This is a genomic window from Haladaptatus rarus (genome assembly GCF_054177585.1).
This window is the reverse complement of the sequence record NZ_JBPEHG010000005.1, coordinates 173,590-192,417: the sequence shown is the minus strand read 5'-3', so window position 1 is coordinate 192,417 and position 18,828 is coordinate 173,590. Positions and strand designations below refer to the sequence as shown.

The 18,828-nt window shown below is 57.3% G+C and carries 15 protein-coding genes; 6 read left to right on the top strand and 9 right to left on the bottom strand.

Annotated features, from left to right (window positions below; genetic code table 11):
• Window positions 1-302: 302 nt before the first annotated feature.
• Together ACR3FE_RS13880 and ACR3FE_RS13875 are read right to left on the bottom strand one after the other, a co-directional pair.
• The gene (locus ACR3FE_RS13880; RefSeq protein WP_458207749.1) at window positions 303-1,049 is read right to left on the bottom strand and encodes a hypothetical protein; all 747 of its coding nucleotides are present in this window, start codon (window positions 1,047-1,049) and stop codon (window positions 303-305) included.
• Window positions 1,050-1,575: 526 nt separating this feature from the next.
• A complete protein-coding gene (locus ACR3FE_RS13875) occupies window positions 1,576-1,713 on the bottom strand; it encodes a hypothetical protein (protein WP_458207748.1) in 138 nt (45 codons plus the stop codon).
• A gap of 211 nt (window positions 1,714-1,924) precedes the next feature.
• Here ACR3FE_RS13875 and ACR3FE_RS13870 point away from each other — a divergent pair, with 211 nt between their 5' ends.
• Complete coding sequence (locus ACR3FE_RS13870; protein WP_458207747.1) at window positions 1,925-3,019, top strand: hypothetical protein; 1,095 nt, start codon at window positions 1,925-1,927, stop codon at window positions 3,017-3,019.
• Window positions 3,020-3,384: 365 nt separating this feature from the next.
• Here the strand turns inward: ACR3FE_RS13870 and ACR3FE_RS13865 are convergent, their stop codons facing one another.
• The 7 genes from ACR3FE_RS13865 to ACR3FE_RS13835 all read right to left on the bottom strand — a co-directional run bounded on the left by ACR3FE_RS13865 (window position 3,385) and on the right by ACR3FE_RS13835 (window position 13,456).
• A complete protein-coding gene (locus ACR3FE_RS13865; protein ID WP_458207746.1) occupies window positions 3,385-3,666 on the bottom strand; it encodes a hypothetical protein in 282 nt (93 codons plus the stop codon).
• A gap of 102 nt (window positions 3,667-3,768) precedes the next feature.
• The gene (locus tag ACR3FE_RS13860; RefSeq protein WP_458207745.1) at window positions 3,769-4,647 is read right to left on the bottom strand and encodes a polysaccharide lyase; all 879 of its coding nucleotides are present in this window, start codon (window positions 4,645-4,647) and stop codon (window positions 3,769-3,771) included.
• A 352-nt stretch (window positions 4,648-4,999) separates the two neighbouring features.
• On the bottom strand, window positions 5,000-6,241 hold the full coding sequence (locus ACR3FE_RS13855; protein WP_458207744.1) for a glycosyltransferase family 4 protein: 1,242 nt from the start codon (window positions 6,239-6,241) through the stop codon (window positions 5,000-5,002).
• A gap of 28 nt (window positions 6,242-6,269) precedes the next feature.
• Window positions 6,270-8,216 carry a hypothetical protein gene (locus ACR3FE_RS13850; protein WP_458207743.1) on the bottom strand — a complete coding sequence of 649 codons (1,947 nt, stop codon included), beginning with the start codon at window positions 8,214-8,216 and terminating at the stop codon, window positions 6,270-6,272.
• 119 nt (window positions 8,217-8,335) lie between these two features.
• Window positions 8,336-10,126, bottom strand: a complete 1,791-nt coding sequence (locus ACR3FE_RS13845) for an ABC transporter ATP-binding protein (RefSeq protein ID WP_458207742.1) — start codon at window positions 10,124-10,126, stop codon at window positions 8,336-8,338.
• 214 nt (window positions 10,127-10,340) lie between these two features.
• The gene (locus ACR3FE_RS13840; RefSeq protein ID WP_458207741.1) at window positions 10,341-11,294 is read right to left on the bottom strand and encodes an alkaline phosphatase family protein; all 954 of its coding nucleotides are present in this window, start codon (window positions 11,292-11,294) and stop codon (window positions 10,341-10,343) included.
• 140 nt (window positions 11,295-11,434) lie between these two features.
• Complete coding sequence (locus ACR3FE_RS13835) at window positions 11,435-13,456, bottom strand: hypothetical protein (RefSeq protein ID WP_458207740.1); 2,022 nt, start codon at window positions 13,454-13,456, stop codon at window positions 11,435-11,437.
• Window positions 13,457-13,596: 140 nt separating this feature from the next.
• On the opposite strand from ACR3FE_RS13835, the gene ACR3FE_RS13830 reads away from it, so the two are divergent.
• The 5 genes from ACR3FE_RS13830 to ACR3FE_RS13810 all read left to right on the top strand — a co-directional run bounded on the left by ACR3FE_RS13830 (window position 13,597) and on the right by ACR3FE_RS13810 (window position 18,790).
• Window positions 13,597-14,742: a DegT/DnrJ/EryC1/StrS family aminotransferase gene (locus tag ACR3FE_RS13830; RefSeq protein ID WP_458207739.1), complete on the top strand. Its 1,146-nt coding sequence runs from the start codon at window positions 13,597-13,599 to the stop codon at window positions 14,740-14,742.
• A 74-nt stretch (window positions 14,743-14,816) separates the two neighbouring features.
• Window positions 14,817-15,854, top strand: coding sequence for an SDR family NAD(P)-dependent oxidoreductase (locus ACR3FE_RS13825; protein WP_458207738.1), 1,038 nt, complete (start codon window positions 14,817-14,819; stop codon window positions 15,852-15,854).
• Between the two features lie 2 nt (window positions 15,855-15,856).
• Window positions 15,857-16,798 carry a polysaccharide deacetylase family protein gene (locus ACR3FE_RS13820; protein WP_458207737.1) on the top strand — a complete coding sequence of 314 codons (942 nt, stop codon included), beginning with the start codon at window positions 15,857-15,859 and terminating at the stop codon, window positions 16,796-16,798.
• Between the two features lie 139 nt (window positions 16,799-16,937).
• Window positions 16,938-17,942, top strand: a complete 1,005-nt coding sequence (locus ACR3FE_RS13815) for a class I SAM-dependent methyltransferase (RefSeq protein WP_458207736.1) — start codon at window positions 16,938-16,940, stop codon at window positions 17,940-17,942.
• A gap of 71 nt (window positions 17,943-18,013) precedes the next feature.
• On the top strand, window positions 18,014-18,790 hold the full coding sequence (locus ACR3FE_RS13810) for an oxidoreductase (RefSeq protein ID WP_458207735.1): 777 nt from the start codon (window positions 18,014-18,016) through the stop codon (window positions 18,788-18,790).
• The last annotated feature ends 38 nt before the right edge of the window (window positions 18,791-18,828 follow it).

Here is an 18,828-nt window from a genome sequence, read left to right as displayed (position 1 = left end):
CGAACTGATGCAGTCGGCGGTCAACGAGTCGTTCGTGACGTGCATACCGGTATCTCGCCGAGTGCGATTCCCCATTGTGAGGTCGTCGGACGTATCGGCCGTGACTCGCTCATGAACGCTTCGTGCCGTTGGCTTCACGAACTCCGATTGCATCTCGCCGGGGGTCACTTTCAGTCTATTTCGAATCCGGTATTCGAGTGGGCGTCGCATCCGGAACGTGTTCAAGTCGATTGCCGTCGTTTGGTCCCGGAGTGGAACGGCACGTCGAACATTTCGGGCGCAAGACTATCGATTACTCGAATCTAGAACTCGTCATTCCGTCTGTACTCCATCGGAACCGTCAGCAAGGGGTTGTGGAGACACTTCAGGCCGAACGGCGAGACGTAGTGAGAGAACTCGTTCATCAGATTCGCTATCGTCGCCGATGATCGAATATCCAATAGAAATTGCGCTTGCACGAAGGTACTCAGTGATTTGCCCGACCGGTCGTAGTCGAGCGGCGACTGCTGGAGCGCGCTCTCTATGTGCGCTCCGACGTGGTCGCGGTACGTTCGCTCGCAGTCGAACGCTCGATTGCCGACGAAGTCGTCCACGTAGTGGTCCATCAAGTCGTCGAACGAGTACTCCTCGTCCGGTTGCTCCCATATCTTCGAGTTCGAGAAAACCGAGGAGTAGCCGCCGAGTTGTAGCGTCGGAAACAGCGTGATGCCACCGTCGAGTGCGTCGGGATACGAGTCGACCTCCCCGTGAAGCGTGAACAGAAACCCGTAGCGTTCGAACGATTTTTCGAGCGTCTCGCTGTCATGGGGATGGTCGCCCGACCAGTCCATCTGCGAGAAGGAGAGGTCAAACGCCTCGGCCAACTGGCGGACGATTTCGCGGTCGGAACTACCGGTGCAGACCAGCGGGTTGTTGTCGACGCCGTAAAGCAGTTGCGGCGTCACCCCCCGATCTAACAACCCAACGAGTACGGTACGAGAGTCGAGACCACCGATGACGTTGAGCGTGACTGAGTCGATTCCCGGTAGGTGGTCGAAAACTTCGGGCACCCGGGTTCGATACTCCCGAACTGCGTCGCCTATCGAAGCGTCCGACGAGAGCGTGCATATCGAACTCGGGAGGTCTACGACGGATTGCTCGCCGCTCGAGAGGTCGATTTCTATCGCCTGCGACCCGAATAAACGTTTGACATTCCGGTAGAAGGTCTGCTCGCCCGGCGTGTGGAACTGGAGGGAAGTCGCGACTACGTCGATGGCTCCGACGACCGGATCCGAAAGACATTCTGCGACGACCTGAAGTGAGTTCGAGACGACGTACGGCGAATCCCCGTCGGTGTAGTAGAGACTGAGCGCCCCCCTGCGGAACCGTGAACACGGTGACGGTCTCCCCGTGTTTCACTGCAACGGCGTAGTGGCCGATGACGCTCGCTCTGGCCGCGTCATTGTCACGGTCCGTGAACTCCTGATAGAGACGCCGGAGGACAGGTGCTCCCAACTCGCCAGCGGCAATCACGGTGCCCGCAGAACAGATTCAATCATCAGCATCGACCAGGACGAAATTCGTCGTGGGGATCACTCACTTCTCGTAGGCTTGGATCGAGTACTCGCGTCCCGACTCCGACCCAGACGGTGTCAGTCCGGCACGCTTACAGACGTCCGATGCCGCTTCGTCAGCATTCTCGCCGTCGGTTATGTACCAGCGGGCAATGAGCAAACGTGAGACTCTACTACTGCGTTCTCCTATTTGAACAATTGTGTCACCTCGTGGTGGCGTTACCGTACATCGAAGGATGACGCGCAGATGAGATTATAGTACTCCGCACGGAGAAATTAGAATCGAACCTTGACAATCGAAGCGAACTGTCGCTAACTGGACTAGCGGGTACGCTCATTATCCCGCGGGTCGAATAATAGCGGGGGAAACTGTGCCGCTCGATACCGACGCAGAAGGAGACGATTCGGAGAACCGTTCGACAGCGACGGACGAGGATGCTCATCAATGGTGTGGCAGTCGTCAGTGCCGGGCCAGCGGAGACTCCGTCGGAAGCGACGCTGAGAGTCGTCGTTGGCGATTAGTCTCTCGCCGGTCGTACGCGACCCACTTGTTGAACGTAGTCGTCCTGTTGGGAGTGGTTCTCCTTGGCATTCCGACGACTGTTGGTGCGGGAGTCGGTACAGATATCGGTGCAGAGGTCGATCAGAGCGTCGATGGGAAGAGAGATACTGCTCTCACCGACCGCCGGATGACTGCGGGCGACGAGCCAACGGTCGAGTTCCTCAACTGCACTGCGGTGAGAGTCGAGGGCACCGCCACGATTCGGATGCGATGGGTCGGCTTCTTCCAGTACGGTCACAATTACGGCATCGTCGAACGTTCGGTAAACGAGTCCACGATACTTCGACCACCCACCGAGGCAGAGGACGCCGAACATTCGGACGAACTCGTTGGAACCGAACGCGGGTATGTGACGTTGTTGAAAGTAATCGATGAAGACGGCGGGAAGAAAGTCTACGTCAACCCGTTCAAAGAACGGTGCCATCAAGCGTTCCTTCCGGAGAAAATAAACGTCACTCTCGTCGACGTGAGGGCCGTCTCTAAAGACACGTACCATGTGACGTTCGGCTACGAGAATCCGAATGACTTCACGCTCACTGCGGCCCCACCGTTCCAAGTCAAGGCGCTATCGTTCTTCGAATCCCGATACGACGATAACTGCTCGACCACTCGCACGTCTATCGCGGACCGCACGAATCGGTCTCCGCCCCGCGAGTTCTATCCCGGAACGCACACGTTCACCGTCGAATGGCAACCGGAGGACGACGACGAGCGACTCGTCTGGGTGCTCGACCTACGCAACTTCGCCGACCCCGAGTGGGCAAACCTCACTGCGACGACGCCGAGGGCAGGTCACGTCGCCGCCGAGACGAACGACACGAGCGTTGATTCCGGGACGGAGGGTTCCCATCTCGATACCGCGATTGACTGGATAGAACTGCTCTTGAAGTCATATCTGCGCTGAGAGGTCTCGGCGAAGACTTGTGCGCTTACGAGTCTTTCTTGATGCGGACGGTCGCCGGACCGTTGAGCGTCATACTGGTTAGTGCCCCGGAGTAGCAGGACCCGTCCTTGCCACCCCAGACCACACCGGTCAGGTCGCCAGCGTCGACCGTTTCGCTCGACTGAATCGAGTTGCGTTTGTCGCTTTCTTGACGTCACCGCTGACGCTAATCACATAGTCCGTGGATGCACTGGGATACTCGCTGCCGTCCACGACGAGGGACTTCGACAGCGACCCGTCGCCTGAGGACCCGCCATCGACCTTGACAGTCCTATTGCCCCTTGATGGTAAGATATGTAATCGCTCCGGAATAGGTGAAGGAGTTGCTACTCCCGAAGTTTGGACGCGGACTCACCGTCGATGACGATGGTCTTCGATGGGGAATCACTCTCTCCCGTGAGGTCTGCGACCGTCACTTCCTTCCCGCCGTAGCGGAGCGTCCACTTGCTCTCGTCGAGCGTCATCGACGTGAAGGTACCATCGACGAGATAAGAGTCGCCGTAGCCATTGCCAGCGAGTCCGGAGACGGTCGTCGTTCCGTCACCGCTGTTCGTGACGCTGTCGTTGCCCTCGGCGGAGTTGTCTTCGGCGCTCGTCCGCTTGCTCACTGACCCATCGACCGTGAACTCGTACGTGACGCCCGACGTGTCGTCTCCGGAGACGAGTTCGAGGACCGTCCCCGACGGGTCGTCGGAAACCCCTCTGAGCCATCACCCGGCGAGTTTTTTTGGTTTTGTACTCTCGCTGATAGCTAAACTGTCGATGAAGACGGCCTGATCTTTCGGCGAGGTCCAGTTGCCACCGAAGTATATCTGCCAGAGGCAGTTACAGCCGAGCGAGCGATCTGTGACGAACCTGAAGTTAGTTCGCTCGTACTCTAGATTCCCATCGACCCACATCTTCAGTTCGCCGTCGTTGTTCGCACTCCCGCCGCTGACCGTGTTGAGTTTGACGTACTCTGTAATCTTCACCCACTTGCCGCGTTGGATGACGGTGTTCCTATGTGGGTCTCCGTACGTTCCCGACTGATCCATGTGATATACGTAGGGGCCAATTTTTATTTCGTCGCCTCCCGCTCCCTCGTAGGTGATACGACATGACCAGCCGTTCGTCCCCATCGCGGGATCTCCACCGACGCCTCCTCCGTTTGGCCCAATGTGGACGATTCCCGGTAGCTTCCCACCGCGTCCCGCTTGGAAGTCGGACGGAAACATTACCCAGTAGCTCAGGTACATCTCGGTGAGTTCCTCGCTGGAGTCGCCAGCTTCTACGGGGTCGTACTTCGCCCATGTCCCCTGATGAGTGTTTTCTTCGATATCGACTTTGAGACTATTCGACCCATTTTTTGCGACCGACGACACAAGACTCTCGTTGTCCGCGTTTCGATATGAGGTATCGGTGAATATCTGTTGGTAGTCGTTATCCTCGAAGTTCTCTTCCAATAAGAGACCATTGTTCGAACTTGCCGTGCTACTACCTGCGACGCCAATGACCGTCGCCGCAGCGCTTCCAGCAAGCCGAAGATAGCTCCGGCGGCTAAATTTATACGTCTCGCATTTGGAATCGCGTGCCTTTTCATTGCGTGCCATGCAGTCTTCAATGCAGTATAACAGGTTTAAGTACCCTCCGGTTTAGCCTTTGGTAATGTGACATATAATTTATAAAGATGCCATATATTATGTTTCAATATATTAGTTTAAAGTCTCTAAATAGTTTACCCTATGAATTGAATATAAAATTATGTCATATGACGACTGTCACTATCTCGGTCGTCTTTATGCACACCGAAATTCCGCTGTATTGTTTCGAAACCATAACGTTCGTCGTTGATCCTGGGTCAGTCGCCCCGAACGCCTTTGAGCGAGAGTTCAACGACTCGTTCGTGTTCATGACCCGAAATACTCGATCGAAACGACCCTTTTCGAGCTAGCAATCCAACCACTACGACGAGACCGGTCGTCTCAGAGCCTGCTCAGTCAGGAGGCTCTCGTACACGTCGGCGTACGACGCGGCCACGCTCTCCCACGAATGTTCCCGGACGACTGCCCTTCTGGACAGGCCCCCGCGCTGCGCTCGTTCTTCCTCGTCGTCGAGCAACGAGAGCGTGGCCGCAGCCAGCGCTTCCGGGTCTTCGGCGATTTCGAGCGTTGTGGTGATCGTCTCGCCGAACGCTTCGGCACCAAGTGAGTTCGTCACCACCGGTTTCCCCATCGCCATAGCTTCGAGTATCTTGTTCTTGAGACCGCTTCCGGACTGCATAGGTGCCAGATACACGCTCGCTCGCTCGAGATACTCTCGAACGTCGTCTACGTACCCCGTGACGTGGACTCCCTTCTGCTCATCGAGTTCCTTGACCGCTTCGGCGGGGTTCTTCCCGACCAACCAGAGCGACGAGTTGGGGAACTGCATTCGAACCTTCGGAAACACGGATTCGGCAATGTATCGCGCGGTTCGAACATTCGGCGAGAAATCCATCGTTCCGTGGAAGACAAGCGTCGGTTCGTCGGCCGAGGGTTCGCCTCGCTTCGAAAAGTACTCGGTGTCGACGCCGTTGGTCACGACCTCGACTCTCGCGTCGCTTTGTATCGAACGAAGTGCGTTCCGATCCGCCTCCGATACCACGGTCGTTACGTCGTAATGTTGGAGAAGTGTCCGCTCTAATCCACGATAGAAGTGGCTGTTGACCCGGTTTTTCAGGCTGTCGAGCAACTTCTCTTCACGAGCGGCTTCGCGTGCGTAGTAAAGACTGAACGAATCAGTCAAGTCCAGCACTTTAGGTGCAACGTCGGATTGCAGCATCGAGAGTGCCGACGCTTTCGGAGAATGGACGTGCAATACGTCGACGTCGTTGCGGATGGCGAACCGCTCCACTTCATTCCGCACGCGTCGGAGTCCCGACCACGCGAGTTTCCATCGAGAGACGATACCTGCCGCAGTGGCGACTCGATTCATCCTTCTAACGTGGTTACTGTATCTATCGGGGTGGTCTATCGCTACTCGTTTGCGTATCGCTTGGGCTATTCGCTCCGCATCCTGCTCATCTCGCTCGGACTGTTGGTCGAAGTGAGCTAGATAGACATCGTGGCCTCGCTTCGTCAAGAAGTCACAAACGTTATAGATGTGTACCGCACTCCCGTCCTCTAAAGGGACGGGACAGTTCGGCGTGAAGACGAGTACGTTCATGATTGAAGAGATGAACACCGATTTGTCACTAATGCTTTCTGGCCCTGTCGGTGCGCAGGAACTCGCGCTTGTGTATCGAGTTCGACGACTTGTTCGCGGTGGCGTTCAGCGGTATCAGCCAGACTGTTACCTCCTCGTTCGTGTACACCTTATTCGCCGTCGGGTCGGCGTGTAACCGCTCTACGTATCTCGTTTGCCACCTGTGGGCGACCGGCCAGACACTTTTGAAGAGTCTCTGGTAAGAGAGTCTATCGACCTCAGAGAAAATCATGTACGCGTGAGGGCCCGTCCGCTCCGTGTTCGGGATCGACGCGCGAATCGTCTCGTTGCCTTCGTACCCGAACGCATCAGGTATCGGAGCATTTTGGTATGTATCCGTTGGAACTCGCCGAATCGTCCCCGTTCGTGCGTGATCCAATCGACGGGGACTGTAGAGACTCGCCACGAGACCGAACCGCTGTTCGACCGGCGAGTGATACTCGTACCACCACTCGCTACTCTCGAACTCCTGTGGTGTGACTTGACTGTTCCGCGTGAGACTAATCGGCGACCAGTGGATAGTGAAGAGCGACGAGATAAGCATGACGACTACGAACAACGAGACGGCCATCGAGAATGCCCGTCGGGCGGTATCCCCCCCTTTGAGATCGACGTACTCGCGCAACTTCCAGAACGCTAAACAGTTGATGATGATGGAGGCGAGTACGGCGTACCGAAGTATCCGACCGTAACTGAAGATGAAACTGGATAGCAAGCTGACCGCCGAGAGGAACGCGAACACGAGGTACACCAGCAGGAACTGAACCGACCGTCTCCTCGTCCGCTCGCTGAGCGACAGGTGTCCGAACCGGTGGAGTAGTAGAACCGCTGGAACCAGAAACATGGGAGATACGAAAAAGTAGAGCCATCGACTTCGAAACCACAAGAGGTAGGTGTATTCGAACGCCGAGAGGTTCGCTTTCCCCAGCGTGGAGGTCACGGCCAAGAGGATGCTTGGTCCCTCCCTGAACGGGCTTTTGACGCCAGTCTCGACGAGCAGTGAGACCACCGAGAAGATAGACCAACTGACACGAGCGTCATATCGTTCTATCCCCCAGAACGCTGTCAAGACTGCCATTAGCAGTATCGCCGGTAGAAACGTCTTCCGCTCGTGGACGCTCGAGATACTCTCATACCGCCCTTTGACCGCTGCCCGGTAGGCTCTGTCCGCGACGACTAAGCAACCGAGCAAGATGATGAGTGCAGAGATGACGAAGATGTGTACGGTCGGGAGGGCGACGACGAGAACGACGAACACTATCGAGTAGGCGAGCGATAGGTCGTTACGTGACCTATAGTACAGCACCAAGAAAAGCGGTGGGACGAAGATAGAGCCGTTGAACGGCGAGAACTGCTGTACACGTTCGAACGTGAACATTAGGGCGAGGATGGTCGCAAACAGCATCGGGGGTTTCGAACGGAATACCTCCGCCGCGAGCCGCTGGACCCAAATCACGTACAGCAACGCGAAGATTCCCGGAAGAACCATCATCACGGTGGGTAGCTTAAGCCCCGTCGCCATGTAGTAGACTACGGCCAGAAGATGCAGTGCGGGATAGCCGTTCGACTCATCGACGTGCCCGGTCAGGAGCACGTCTCTAGCGTATCCTATGTGTGTGAGTGTGTCGCCTCGACCGTATGCCTGATAGCCACGGAGGAGCGGCAACCAAAACACGAGTAGCATCGCCAAGAGTGCCGGTGCCCAGACGTACAACCAGTTGTGTTTGGATCCGTCTTCGAACTCCGCCATCACCGAGACGACCCCCGCAGCCACGACCACGCCACCGAGCAGTACCCACACGTGCCACGGATAGGCCGCGTACAGCGACAGCTCGTATCCGGTTGGCGGCTGAGAACTCCCAATCGTGAGGGCAGCCGCCGCGAGAGCGAATAACTGGCAGCTGCAGACTGCCTTCAACGTACTCTTCGAGGCCACGATAGCCACAGGACTACCGATTCAGTTAAGAAGATTACGGCGCTCTCGGCGAGAGTTCGCGTTTGGGAGGGGTATGGGACGGTCTCGCGTGAAACGCGTCGCTACCGCCGAGACCGACGCTACGTCTGGACCGCGTAGAGAGACGCGTAATGGCCGTCGTTTTCGAGTAGCTGTTCGTGGGTTCCTCGTTCGACGACTTGCCCCTTCTCCATCGTGTATATCCGGTTGGCATTCGTCACCGTCGAGAGACGGTGGGCGATGACTATCATCGCGTAGTCGCGTTCCATTCCCTCGATGCCGGCGTGGACTCGCTCTTCGAGGGTCGTGTCAAGGTCGCTCGTCGCTTCGTCCAACACGATCAGGTCGGCGTCCTCGACGAGTGCGCGCGCGATGGCGATTCGCTGTCGCTGCCCGCCGGAGAGTCTGACGCCGTCGTCCCCCAACTCCGTGTCGTACCCCTTTGGGAGTTTGTCCAAGAACTCGCTTACCTGTGCTATCTCACAAGCGCGTTTGAGTTCCGCCTCGGAGACGTTTCGATTCCCTATCGTGACGTTGTATCGGAGGGTGTCGTCAAATATGTATGGGTTCTGCCGAACGACAGAGACGCGCGAACGCCACTCACCGATGGCTACCTGTGAGATGGGAACGCGGTCGGCGGTTATTCTTCCCGATTCGGGGTCGTACATCCGCGTCAGCAGCGAGACGATTGTCGACTTACCGACACCAGAGGGCCCGACGAACGCGATGAACTCGCCGCGTTCGACCGAAAACGAGAGGCCGTCGATGACCTGCTCGCCCTGCTGGTAGGTGAAATCGACGTCGTCGAATCGAACGCAGTCCACCGTTTCGGGAAGCGTCTCAGCCGATGAATCGGGCTCTTCGTTCGCTTCGAGTTCCGCTATGTACTCTTGGGTTCGAACCAGATGGGGGAGTTTCCCTTCGGCGCTGTAGAAGTAGTCGTTGAGCGTACTCAGTCGCGGTCCCAACCGAAACATCGCGAAGAGGAACACACCCAGTCCGCCGAGCGAGAGCGAGGCGAAACTGACCGCGAAGTAGATGAGCGAGAACACGGTCACTGCGATGATCAACTGATAGAAATTACTGATGGCGGCCTCATTGCGCCTGAGCGTGATGGTCGAGTCGGCGTACATATCGACTGCGTCTCTGAAGTCATCGGTGAGTTCCTCGTCGAGTCCGAACAGCTTCACGTCTCTTATGCCCTGCACGCCCGACTGGACTATCTCCTGCACTCGCTGATTGGCCTCTGCGACGCGGTCACCGACGTCGTAGCCGGATTCCAAGCCACCACGAATCAAGTAGACCGCACCGCCCAGAACCACCCCACTCACTACGGTGAGGACCGGCGCGAGGTACATCGCGACCGAAAAGTACACTAAGCTTATCAGTCCTTCTTGGACGATTTTGACGATGATAGATATTGAGTTGCCTGCGTAGGTAGTCTGGGTGACGATGGCGTTGAGTATCTCGTCGGATCCTCGCCGGTCGAAGTAGCCGATGCGAGCGTCGAGTGAGTTCTCGAACAGTCGGGTCTGAAGGTGCCGAATGTAGTCCGTTTGCAACACAGAACGGAGAAACGCGACGGTGAAACTGGCCGTGAACCTGATCGTCATCACAGCGATGACGCCGAGCAGGACGTACTCCAGTTCGAAGGGGACGCCGAGGAACTCGTAACTTCGGGCGAACAGGCCCAGCAATCCATCAGCCTCCGAGGCTGGCGGTCCTCCCGACTTCGTCTGTTCGATAATCGGGACGATGAAACTGAGACCGACGCCTTCGAGTATCGCAGCGACGAGACTCAGCGTGATCACGCCCGCAGTAAGCACTGGGCGGTACGTCGCAACGACCCAAAGGGCCTGTACTTTCTCACTGTTCGAAGTTTCCGTAGTCATCTTTTGAACTCATCGTACGCGGCCGGGGATCGATAGATGCATCTCCGAAACGACGACACGCCGATTCCCCACGCCGTGCTCTCTCCCGAAAGCGGATAGCAAGTGTTCACTCCAAACTCTCTTGAGTATTTTGGCAATAACGAGTAGTACGACGCCGAGTAGTTCAGCTGATCCAACGTGAACCGGGATACTAGACGTTCGATAGGCGCGCCGATTATGCGAGATAGCCCAAGTCCCGCAGTCGTGCCTCCGTCTCTTCGGAGTTCGCGGTCGTGTCCACTGGATTTCCTGACTTCCGTACCTGTTTCCTCGCTTCGCCGTCGACGACCAACCACGGAACGGTCACCAACTGTGACGTGTACAGTCCTCGTGGATGACCGTACTCGATGTGCGGAATCGGCCTTGACCGCTCGCCGACCATGTTGCCGTGGTCGGCGGTCACGACCTTTCTCCCGTCCAGTTTCTCACACAGCACTTCGACCTCCGGGAGGACGACTTCGAGATTCTCCCGATAACCGTTCCAGAGTTCCTCTTGCGAGACGTCTACGGTGCCCAGTAACACGTCCGTCCACGGGTCGCTGCCCGAATCGTCGAACCGGTTCTTGTCGAACGTGGTATCCGTCGTGAGGAACGGGTAGTGGGGTTGGAGGAAGTGAACCAACAACCGTTTGTCCGGGTACTGCTCGGCTGCGTCTATGGCGGCATCTCTCACCCGTTCCGGCCGAACGGTTCCGACTTCGTCCCAACTGTCGGACCACACATCGACGATGTCGTGGAACTCGAATCGGACCTCGTCTCGCGTCCGCGTGTACATCGGATTCGCGGTGACGTACACCGTGTCCGTCAGGTCGCGACCATCGAAGTTCGCCTCCAACCATTCTTCTGTCATTGATGCGCGCGACTGTCTCGCCTGTAGATCTCCTTCGAGTTCGGAGCACTCTCGGAACATGTCGAACCGACACGCGTCGAGGACGAGAAGGTGGTCCCAGTCCGCGCCGGCGACGTCCATTCCGGCGTCATTGAACGCCGTTCGATTCCGTACGAGATGGTACGCTCTGTTTACGTCCCGCAGGAATCGAACTGGATGCGCCACGTACTCGGACTTCATCGACAAACCGCGTCTAGCAACCTTCTTACAGAAGGTCAACTGCGACGGTCGGTTACTCATCGATCTCCCCCGCCCCCGAACGGCCGAGTGTTCCCCACATTCTTCGTTTGATGAGACGGGGAGTTACTTTAGGATTACTACCAGTTCGTTTCGACTGTCGCTCGCTCTGACCGCTGCCCGTTCCGACCATCGCCACTCGTTCAGCGCATTGCCGCGTACACCTCCCGTTTCATCCGGTGGGTGGCTGCTCCGTCCAGAACGTCGTAGTGTTCTCGAACGAACTCCGTTATTTTCTGCGGCCGTGGGGTCTGCTGTTCGCCTGCGGTTGCAAGTGCTTCTTCGAGCGCGTTCCGGAACTCCGTCTTGGTCGTTGCGGTCCGAGCAACGCCTGCGTCTGCGAACGGATTGTTATGAAACTCCTTTCGATTGAAGTCCACGGTGAGCAACTGACATCCCGCTATCAGCGTGTCGAACCCCGTTATCGAGTTCTTCGTTATCGCCACGTCGGAGGCCAACAGGATATCTTCCAACGACTGCTGATTTCGAACGATTCGATACGCTCCAACGCGGACTCGCTCGGCAATCGTCTCGTACACGTCTGTCTCCGTTTCGGTCGGATGCAACTTTACGACGAGGCGGACATCGTCCATCTCTGCGACTGTCTCGAACACCGTCCGTATCTCTTCTTTCTTTTCTTCGATGCCGAATCGAGGCGACTGACTCTGCGTAAGATAGGTGACGACGGGTCTGTCGTCCTCGTTTTCTGGCCACTGTTCATTCTCCAACCACTGTTCGTCCTCCGACGGCGCTCGCTGTGGCGTGTTCATTCTATCGAGCAACTCGTCGAATATCGGGAGTCCCGTGACGGAAATTCGTCGTTCGTCTACTCCCCACTCGACGAATGCCGATTTCGTCTTCTCGCCCCCGACGAGCAGGTGTGTTCCGTCGAACAAACTGAGTTCTGGGTCGAAGATTTCGAAGCCTCTGTAGATTCCGACGTGGGGAACGCCCACCTCCTCACACGCGTGCGAGAACGACTTGACTTCGCTTTGGCTGATGTGGGGCGCCACCAGTATTTCTGTCCCGCTCGACTGAAGGAGTCGCTTCATCGTGAGGGCGTTCATGATACTGGCGATGGACGAGACGAAGATAGTCTGGCGAAGCAGATTTAAGAGGATTTCGTACAGGTTCACACCTCGGTAGGTGAACGCGCGCCGAAAGTTCGGGTCGTCGCTCAGTTCTCTGAATCCGTCGACGACCTCGGCGTAGCGTCGGTTCGCCGTCTGCACGATTTCGTGAGTCACGTAGTTGTCTACGAAGTCGTATCGCACGCCACGCTTGTCGAGTGATTCCACGCCGTCGAACTCTCTGGGAACCAAGACGAGTTGTCGGAATCGACCCTCGCTCCGGATGGCGTCGTAGAGCGGCACCACCACATCAAGATACTTCGAATTCAACAGGAAGTACAGTATCTCATGTCGATAGTCTTCGACTGCACTCGAGTGCAAACCGCCGAAACTCACTGGCGAATCGAGGGCACTCCCCGGCGTGTCGTCGAACACGAAGCGTCGGTACGACATATCCGCGTTCGAGTAGTTCAAACCTCTTTTCATCGCTGGCACGACCCTGTACGGTACGGCGAGTGGAATCGAGAACCCGAGCGCGTTCTGCTCGAACTGTAGACACCGGTCGTTGAGCGTTGAATCGAGACGCTGTCGAATCGATTCGTCGGATTCCAAATCGACACTCGAACCCGCGAAGACTTCCTTCGCGGCACGTTCCCACGCTGTCTGCGGAGACAACAGTTCGGCGGTGTCGAACGCGATTCGATCACGAACTGCATCCAGTATCGCTATCTTCTGCAGCGTGTCTGCGAGCACGTGCGAGTGGGACGACAAATATCGAAGCCCATCGAGTCGACACAGCGACGTTCCCTCGTAGCCGAGCGTCTCGTAGAAGACGCGCTCACCGTCGATTTCGGTATCGTGAACCGACTCGAAAAGCTCGTGGGCGTCTCGTAGACACTCTTTCCAGAGGCCGCTCGTGTCGACGAGGTTCCAGTACGGCGTGACGTCCAGCTCGTCCATATCAGACGACGCGTTGCAGTACTGGACGACTGTCTCTTCCAACGCGACTACGTTTCCGATGGACGATGGTTGTCGGTCTTCGAGTCGGCGCGCCTGCGATTTGCTGGAGAGAAAGACGACTGTATCGGATCTCATACTGTTGCGGAGCGAACTGAGGCCAATACTACAGCGAATTTCATAAAAGTAGTGGGGTAGTGCGTCTCTTCCCGCCGAACGCTCTGAAGTCTGTCGCCGCAAACAATTAAACGCACGTGCGTCGTTACTCCGTTGGTTCGATGATGGGGGAGATACCACTCTTCGAAGTTCCGTGGGACGGACGCGAGGTCGGCAACGTGGTTTCGTCTATCACGCGCGGGAGTCACTGGGCCAAGGGACCGTACATCTCCGAGTTCGAGGAACGAATCGAGGAGTTCCTCGGAGTCGAACACGTCATCACGGTTAATTCTGGGACGACGGCACTCGTCTGCGCACTGAAAGCCTGTGGCGTCGGTTCTGGTGACGAAGTCGTCATCCCATCGTTCACGTTCATCGCGACGGCGAACGCGGTCGAACTCGTCGGTGGGACACCCGTGTTCGCGGATATCGAATCCGAAACGTACGGTCTCGACCCCGACGCCGTCCACGAAGCCATCTCTCCGGCGACGAAAGCCGTCGTACCAGTCCATCCGTACGGCACTGCGTGCGACATCGGGGCCATCTGCGACGTCGCTCGGAGCGAGAACATCGCCGTTGTCGAGGACGCAGCGGAAACCTTCGGCGCGCACGCCGACGGTCGGATGCTCGGTTCGTTCGGGGATATCGCGGCACTGAGCTTCTGTCAAAACAAAGTCGTCGCGACGGGCGAAGGCGGTGCCGTCGTGACCGACGACGACGACTTCGCGGAGACGATCCGACTGTACCGCTCGCACGGACGTGCTTCGAGCGACTACTTCGGTTCGTCGGACAGCGGTCGATACGTCTCCGTGGGGACGAACTACCGCATGTCGGACTTGGTCGCGGCCATCGGTTGTGCGCAACTGGACAAAGTCGGGAAACTCATCGAGGGGAGACAGCAGGCAGCGCGACGACTCGACGACGGGTTCGAGGACGTGGACGGCGTGGAACCACACTCGACTCTGACCGACGGCAACGAGCACGTCTATCAACTGTACACGGTTACGCTCGGACAGTCTATCGACCGGGACGCGGTAATCGAGCATTTAGCCGACCGCAATATCGCATCTAAGGTTTACTGGGACCCGCCCGTTCACCAGACCGCGTATTATCGCCAGTGCAACGCGGGCGACGAACAGGGGTCGGAGCTACCAGTCACCGAAGCCGTTTCCGCTCGCGTCCTCTCACTCCCGATGCACCCATTGCTAACTCGGGAGGAAACCGACCGTATCGTCGGTGCTGTTGAGGACGCAGTCAGCGAACGATAACGTAAAGAAATCGGTCGTGACGGCTCCGAACCCCCCCTGCAATTTATTATATACTTTGTTGTACAACGGTGCCGATGACGGCCTTAGAGAACAAACAAGTACTCGTAACCGGGGGGTGCGGGTCGATAGGTTCCGAGCTGGTCGCGCGGATACTCGACCACGAGGAGCCGGCGGTCCTACGCGTCTTCGATAATGACGAGGGGGGCCTGTACGAATTGAAAACCGAGCTCGAGTCTAACGAACGAGTGCGCTTCCTACTGGGTGACGTCCGCGACCGTAGCCGCTTGAAGATGGCCCTGGAGGACATCGACGTGGTTTTCCACGCTGCTGCACTCAAACACGTCGGCTTGAACGAGTACAATCCGTTCGAGACCGTCCAGACGAACGCGTTGGGGACACAGAATCTCATTCGAACCGCAATTGAAGAGAACGTCGAAGCGTTCGTCACAATAAGCACCGACAAGGCGTCTAATCCGACCTCCGTGATGGGTGCGACGAAACTGCTCTCAGAACGACTGACAATCGCGGCGAACACGTACAAGGGAGAGCAGAAGACCAAGTTCGGTTGCGTCCGCTTCGGCAACGTCTTCGGGTCCAGTGGATCGGTCGTGCCGCTGTTCCTCGACCAGATACGCGAGGGGGGACCGATGACCGTCACCAATGTGGAGATGACGCGGTTCATAATGCCAATAGAGGAGGCCATCGCGTTGGTGCTGAACGCGTATGAACGCTTGGAGGGCGGCGAGACGTTCGTCCTCAAGATGCCGGTGTTCAGACTCATCGACCTCGCCGAGGCGATGCGAACCGAGTTCGCGCCCAAATTTGGATACGAACCCTCTGCGATTGAGATCCAGCAAATCGGTAGACGCCCCGGGGAGCGAATCCACGAGAAACTCATCTCCAAAGACGAGATCCGACAGGCGGTGGAACTCGACGAGATGTTCGTCATCAGGTCTCTCGTGGCTGACTGTGAGTCCGACCCCCCTGACTACGATCATCGAAACTCGCTGGAAGCCGAGTACACGTCTGCGGACGTCGAACCGCTCTCGAAGGCCGAACTCATCGACATGATAGAGGAGACGGCGACGTACCAGTCCATGGTGACGAACTGACGATGCGGGTCGTCACGTATCACTACGTCCGCCCGTCGGTCGAGCGACCGCCGTTCGGCTACTATCACCTCGACGTCGGGGACTTCCGGCGACAGTTGGACCACCTCGAATCGGAGTACGAAGTTCTGGACAGGTCGGCGCTTCTGCGGTGGATAGAAAAAGACCACTCACCCCCCGACGACGCGGTCTTACTGACCTTTGACGACGGACTGGCCGACCATTACAAGTGGGTACTGCCGGAACTCAGGTCTCGGAATCTATTCGGCGTGTTCTTCGTGCCGACGGAACCGTTGGTCAGCGACGGCGTCCTCCCGGTTCATCGCGTCCACTCGCTCGCAGGACAGTACAGTTCGACGGCTCTCCATGACGCGCTTTTCGGCGAACTTGAGCGGTACGAGTTCGCCGAGTCGGATGGAAACGCAGTTGACGACCCCTACGCAGACCGGCAGACTGACGACGCACTCAGGACATTCAAACGGGTGCTCAACTTCGCAGTCCCGTACGAATACCTCGACGACGTGCTAACAGCCCTCGAATCGAAGTTCAGGAGTTCACCTCGCGCCAGCGAGTACTACCTCTCGCAGGATGAGCTTCGAGAACTGCACGACGCTGGCATGGTGATCGGAACGCACACGGTCTCACATCCCGACCTCTCGCGACTCTCCTCGTCCGAACAGCGAGTGCAGATTACCGAATCGACCGAGACCGTGACCGATATTGTCGGCGAACGCCCGGCCAAACTGTTCGCTTACCCGTACGGAAGCGAGCAGACGTTCACCGACGAAACGAAAGCTCACCTCGATTCGCTTGGCTACGACGCGGCGTTCACGACGGTCTCCGGTCTCGTCTCGGAGAACCAATTTCGAAACAAACGGTTGGCGCTCCCGCGAATTGATTGCAATGAATTTCCGCACGGCGGAGCGACGTTCGATCTGGACCCATGAGGGGGGTTCGCGGGGTTTTGTCGAGAATACTCAAATTGACTCCCGTTTATAAGTATGTCCTCGTCGTGTCTTCGATGTCGATGAATCGCATTCCTTCCGGACGAATTCAGACTGCAACAGGTCAGCGGGGGAGTTTCGAGTGAAGACGTTCCACGGGAAGCCAATCGACCCGGCCGAGTTCAAGCATCGAGACCTCTCGGATTTGCAGGGACGAGTCGAGAAGAAGCGCCAGCGGGCTCGCGAGTTCCGACCACAGGCCGACATCGAAGTCGAGGAGTGCTACGTTTGTGGGTCCACCGACGCCGACACGACGCGCGAAATGTTCGGCTACGAGTACAAGCGATGCAACCGTTGTAACCACGTCTACCAAGCGCGAAGACTTCCACGCGACGTTCTCAACGAGTACTACCAGACGGACTCGGACTTCGCCAGCATCTACACCGACGAGGAACAACTTCAGTACCGATTAAAGAACATTACCAAACCGAAGATTGATTTCGTGCTGAATCACATCGACAATGACGCAGGTCGGTGGTTAGACGTCGGTTGCGGGGTCGGAGCGTCAATCGAGTATCTTCAATCGGAGGGCTGGGACGCTGTCGGTCTCGAAATAAGCGACGAGTGCGTCTCCGTCGCCCATGATGTGTTCGGGATCGAACTCGAACCGACGCCCATCGATGAGTACGTCAAAAAGAACCCGAACAAGACGTTCGACGTGGTGACATTCTTCGGGTACCTCGAGATGGTTTCACACCCGATGCGCGACCTCCAGTTGGCCCACGACGTGCTCGACCCGGACGGTCACCTCGGAGTCGGTGTGATGAACGCCGACTCGCTATCCTCGCGCGTCCACCGCGCGATTCCGAACCGCGCGCTTCGTCACTCGATTCCGCCCGTCGGCCTCAACCAGTTCACGAGAGAGTCGCTCGAAACCGCGTTCGAACGCGCGGGTTTCTCGGGGCGATCGATGTGGTACTTCGGTCTCGACTTCTACGAACTCCTCACGCAACTCTGTCTGGAGATAGATGGGTTCCAGCAGTCGGACCTCTACTCGTATCTCATGGAGAATCTCACGGAGTTCCAACAGGTCGTCGACGACGACGCCGAGAGCGACTACATGGTGTCGGTGGCAGCGCGTCAGTGACGCTTTCGTGACAGCGCATCGACGAGTCTGTCTGCCCGAACTATTTTGGAAAGATACGGTGAGAACCGACCATGGGTGGACTGTTCGACTTAACGGACCGAATCGTAGTGGTCGCCGGGGGAGCGGGACTCATCGGAACTGCGCTGTGCGAGGGCCTCGCCGAACAGTCGGCGACTGTCGTCGCGGCCGACGCAGCGAAGGAACGGGGGGAACGACTCGCGACGGAACTCGGAGACGACTCGGAGTTCCTTCAAGTGGATGTGACCGATGAGCAGTCGATAGAGCAACTGGTCGAGACCATCCTCGACCGGCATAGCCGAATCGATGCATTCGTCAACTGCTCGTACCCGCGCAACGAGAACTACGGTCGCCAGTACGAGGACGTGACAATTGAGGACTGGCGCGAGAACATCGATATGCACCTCAACAGTTACTTCGTGGCGGCACACACGATTTCGGAGGTGATGATGGAGCAAGAGCAGGGTGGCAGCATCATCAACTTCGGCTCGACGTACGGTGTACAGGCACCCGACTTCTCCGTGTACGAAGGGATCGAAATGACGAGTCCGGTCGAGTACTCCGCGATTAAAGGCGGTATCCTCAATCTAACGCGCTACATGGCGTCGTATCTTGGCGAACGAGGCGTCCGGGTCAACGCCGTCAGCCCCGGCGGCGTCTTCGATGACCAGCATCCGCAGTTCGTCGAGCGATACGAAGAGCGAACCCCACTAAACCGCATGGCGACGCCTGAGGACTTTCAGGGAGCAGTCGTCTATCTCGCATCTGATGCATCGCGCTACGTCACCGGTCAGAACCTCGTGATCGATGGGGGCTGGACCATCTGTTGATGTCCGAACTGTCTCTGACCGGCGTTTGACAGGATTCG

Excerpts from the sequence above, each read along its gene's own strand:
- ACR3FE_RS13860 (WP_458207745.1), bottom strand. The coding sequence starts at position 4,647 with ATGGCACGCAATGAAAAGGCACGCGATTCCAAATGCGAGACGTATAAA.
- ACR3FE_RS13855 (WP_458207744.1), bottom strand. The coding sequence starts at position 6,241 with ATGAACGTACTCGTCTTCACGCCGAACTGTCCCGTCCCTTTAGAGGAC.
- ACR3FE_RS13825 (WP_458207738.1), top strand. The coding sequence starts at position 14,817 with ATGACGGCCTTAGAGAACAAACAAGTACTCGTAACCGGGGGGTGCGGG.
- ACR3FE_RS13835 (WP_458207740.1), bottom strand. The coding sequence starts at position 13,456 with ATGAGATCCGATACAGTCGTCTTTCTCTCCAGCAAATCGCAGGCGCGC.
- ACR3FE_RS13820 (WP_458207737.1), top strand. The coding sequence starts at position 15,857 with ATGCGGGTCGTCACGTATCACTACGTCCGCCCGTCGGTCGAGCGACCG.
- ACR3FE_RS13845 (WP_458207742.1), bottom strand. The coding sequence starts at position 10,126 with ATGACTACGGAAACTTCGAACAGTGAGAAAGTACAGGCCCTTTGGGTC.
- ACR3FE_RS13840 (WP_458207741.1), bottom strand. The coding sequence starts at position 11,294 with ATGAGTAACCGACCGTCGCAGTTGACCTTCTGTAAGAAGGTTGCTAGA.
- ACR3FE_RS13830 (WP_458207739.1), top strand. The coding sequence starts at position 13,597 with ATGATGGGGGAGATACCACTCTTCGAAGTTCCGTGGGACGGACGCGAG.
- ACR3FE_RS13810 (WP_458207735.1), top strand. The coding sequence starts at position 18,014 with ATGGGTGGACTGTTCGACTTAACGGACCGAATCGTAGTGGTCGCCGGG.